The following is a 3,510-nucleotide window of genomic DNA, read 5'->3' on the forward strand; positions in this document are numbered from 1 at the left end:
GTGGGAAGCGGTGAAGGGTACCGCCCGTACTTTGAGAACTACACAGTGGACGCGAGCATCTTGCAACTGATCTTCGGATTGGTTGCGCAAGATGATCTTAAAGATCATTAGTCAATTTCTGATCCCGCCTTCGGGTGGGGTCGAGTTTTTGATTCGAACTCATGTGATTTCAAGTCTTTAAGAGCAAACGGTGGATGCCTTGGCATCTGGAGCCGAAGAAGGACGTAGCAATCTGCGATAAGCCTCGGGGAACTGATAAGCAAGTTTTGATCCGAGGGTGTCCGAATGGGGAAACCCCGCTGGGCGGCGTGCCGACCTAGTGACTCCCGCCTGAATATATAGGGCGGGTAGAGGGAACGTGGGGAAGTGAAACATCTCAGTACCCACAGGAAGAGAAAGCAACCGCGATTCCGTTAGTAGTGGCGAGCGAAACCGGATCAGGCTAAACCGAGTGTGTGTGATATCCGGCAGGAGTTGCATATTCGGGGTTGTGGGACTCACCAGTCAGTTCTGCCGAGCTGGCGACGTTACAGAAGCGTATAGACGAACGGTCTTGAAAGGCCGGTCATAGAGGGTGCCAACCCCGTAGTCGAAATGCGTGTTCTGGCGTGGAGAGTATCCCAAGTAGCACGGGGCCCGTGAAATCCCGTGTGAATCTGTCAGGACCACCTGATAAGCCTAAATACTCCCAGATGACCGATAGCGGACAAGTACCGTGAGGGAAAGGTGAAAAGTACCCCGGGAGGGGAGTGAAATAGTACCTGAAACCGTTTGCTTACAAACCGTTGGAGCACCCCTGGTAGGTGTGACAGCGTGCCTTTTGAAGAATGAGCCTGCGAGTTAGCGATATGTGGCGAGGTTAACCCGTGTGGGGTAGCCGTAGCGAAAGCGAGTCTGAATAGGGCGATTCAGTCGCATGTCCTAGACCCGAAGCGAAGTGATCTATCCATGGCCAGGTTGAAGCGACGGTAAGACGTCGTGGAGGACCGAACCCACTTAGGTTGAAAACTGAGGGGATGAGCTGTGGATAGGGGTGAAAGGCCAATCAAACTTCGTGATAGCTGGTTCTCTCCGAAATGCATTTAGGTGCAGCGTTGCGTGTTTCTTGCCGGAGGTAGAGCTACTGGATGGCCGATGGGCCCTACAAGGTTACTGACGTCAGCCAAACTCCGAATGCCGGTAAGTGAGAGCGCAGCAGTGAGACTGTGGGGGATAAGCTTCATAGTCGAGAGGGAAACAACCCAGACCACCAACTAAGGTCCCAAAGCGCGTGCTAAGTGGGAAAGGATGTGGAGTTGCTCTGACAACCAGGAGGTTGGCTTAGAAGCAGCCACCCTTGAAAGAGTGCGTAATAGCTCACTGGTCAAGTGATTCCGCGCCGACAATGTAACGGGGCTCAAGCACGCCACCGAAGTTGTGGCATTGACATTATTGGTAGGCCTTCGTGGTCCAGCCGTGTTGATGGGTAGGAGAGCGTCGTGTGGCCAGCGAAGCGGCGGTGGAAACCAGCCGTGGAGGCTACACGAGTGAGAATGCAGGCATGAGTAGCGAATGACGTGTGAGAAACACGTCCTCCGAAAGACCAAGGGTTCCAGGGTCAAGCTAATCTTCCCTGGGTAAGTCGGGACCTAAGGCGAGGCCGACAGGCGTAGTCGATGGACAACGGGTTGATATTCCCGTACCGGCGAAGAACCGCCCAAGCTAATCCAGTGGTGCTAAACGTCCGAGCCTTCACATCGTCACCTTCGGGTGACACCGTGGAGGGGAGCACGTGACCCCATGCTGGTGCGGTTAGCGTATTAACAGGTGTGACGCAGGAAGGTAGTCCAAGCCAGGCGATGGTTGTCCTGGTGCAAGTGCGTAGGCCGAGTCATAGGCAAATCCGTGACTCATGAGGCTGAGACACGATGCGGATAAAAAGTGGATGATCCTATGCTGCCGAGAAAAGCATCGACGCGAGGTTCTAGCCGCCCGTACCCCAAACCGACTCAGGTGGTCAGGTAGAGAATACCAAGGAGATCGAGAGAATCGTGGTTAAGGAACTCGGCAAAATGCCCCCGTAACTTCGGGAGAAGGGGGGCCTTCGACGTATTAGGACTTGCTCCGAAAGCGTTTGGAGGCCGCAGAGACTAGTGGGTAGCGACTGTTTACTAAAAACACAGGTCCGTGCCAAGTCGCAAGACGATGTATACGGACTGACGCCTGCCCGGTGCTGGAAGGTTAAGAGGACCGGTTAGCCGCAAGGCGAAGCTGAGAATTTAAGCCCCAGTAAACGGCGGTGGTAACTATAACCATCCTAAGGTAGCGAAATTCCTTGTCGGGTAAGTTCCGACCTGCACGAATGGCGTAACGACTTCCCAACTGTCTCAACCGCGAACTCGGCGAAATTGCATTACGAGTAAAGATGCTCGTTACGCGCAGCAGGACGGAAAGACCCCGTGACCTTTACTACAGCTTGGTATTGGTGTTCGGTGTGGCTTGTGTAGGATAGGTGGGAGACTTTGAAGCGGTGACGCCAGTTACCGTGGAGTCATTGTTGAAATACCACTCTGGTCACTCTGGATATCTAACTTCGAACCGTAATCCGGTTCAGGGACAGTGCCTGGTGGGTAGTTTAACTGGGGCGGTTGCCTCCCAAAAAGTAACGGAGGCGCCCAAAGGTTCCCTCAACCTGGTTGGCAATCAGGTGGCGAGTGTAAGTGCACAAGGGAGCTTGACTGTGAGACTGACAGGTCGAGCAGGGACGAAAGTCGGGACTAGTGATCCGGCAGTGGCTTGTGGAAGCGCTGTCGCTCAACGGATAAAAGGTACCTCGGGGATAACAGGCTGATCTTGCCCAAGAGTCCATATCGACGGCATGGTTTGGCACCTCGATGTCGGCTCGTCGCATCCTGGGGCTGGAGTAGGTCCCAAGGGTTGGGCTGTTCGCCCATTAAAGCGGTACGCGAGCTGGGTTTAGAACGTCGTGAGACAGTTCGGTCCCTATCCGCTGCGCGCGTAGGAAGTTTGAGAGGATCTGACCCTAGTACGAGAGGACCGGGTTGGACGAACCTCTGGTGTGTCAGTTGTTCCGCCAGGAGCACCGCTGATTAGCTACGTTCGGGATGGATAACCGCTGAAAGCATCTAAGCGGGAAGCCGGCCTCAAGATGAGACTTCCATACCTTCGGGTGAGAGGCTCCCAGCCAGACTACTGGGTTGATAGGCCAGATGTGGAAGCACGGTAACGTGTGCAGCTGACTGGTACTAATAAGCCGATGACTTGATAACACACCGTTCGTTGGTGCTTGCGTCCACTGAGTGGTTCTCGATGTACGGTCGAGAACCACCTTCGATCACACACACGTGTGAACCTAGGTTTGATTGAAACATCAATAGTGTTTCGGCGGCCATAGCGTGAGGGAAACGCCCGGTCACATTCCGAACCCGGAAGCTAAGCCTCACAGCGCCGATGGTACTGCAGGGGGGACCCTGTGGGAGAGTAGGACACCGCCGGACTCCTTTTAGTCAA

2 rRNA genes are annotated in these 3,510 nt (G+C 54.4%); both read left to right on the top strand.

The features are described 5' to 3' along the window. The first annotated feature begins 167 nt into the window (after positions 1–167). Positions 168–3,269: ribosomal RNA gene (locus ACWGQ1_RS18380) — 23S ribosomal RNA — on the top strand. Positions 3,270–3,380: 111 nt separating this feature from the next. Beyond that, positions 3,381–3,497: ribosomal RNA gene (rrf, locus tag ACWGQ1_RS18385) — 5S ribosomal RNA — on the top strand. The last annotated feature ends 13 nt before the right edge of the window (positions 3,498–3,510 follow it).

It is taken from the genome of Microbacterium sp. NPDC055599, assembly GCF_053618975.1.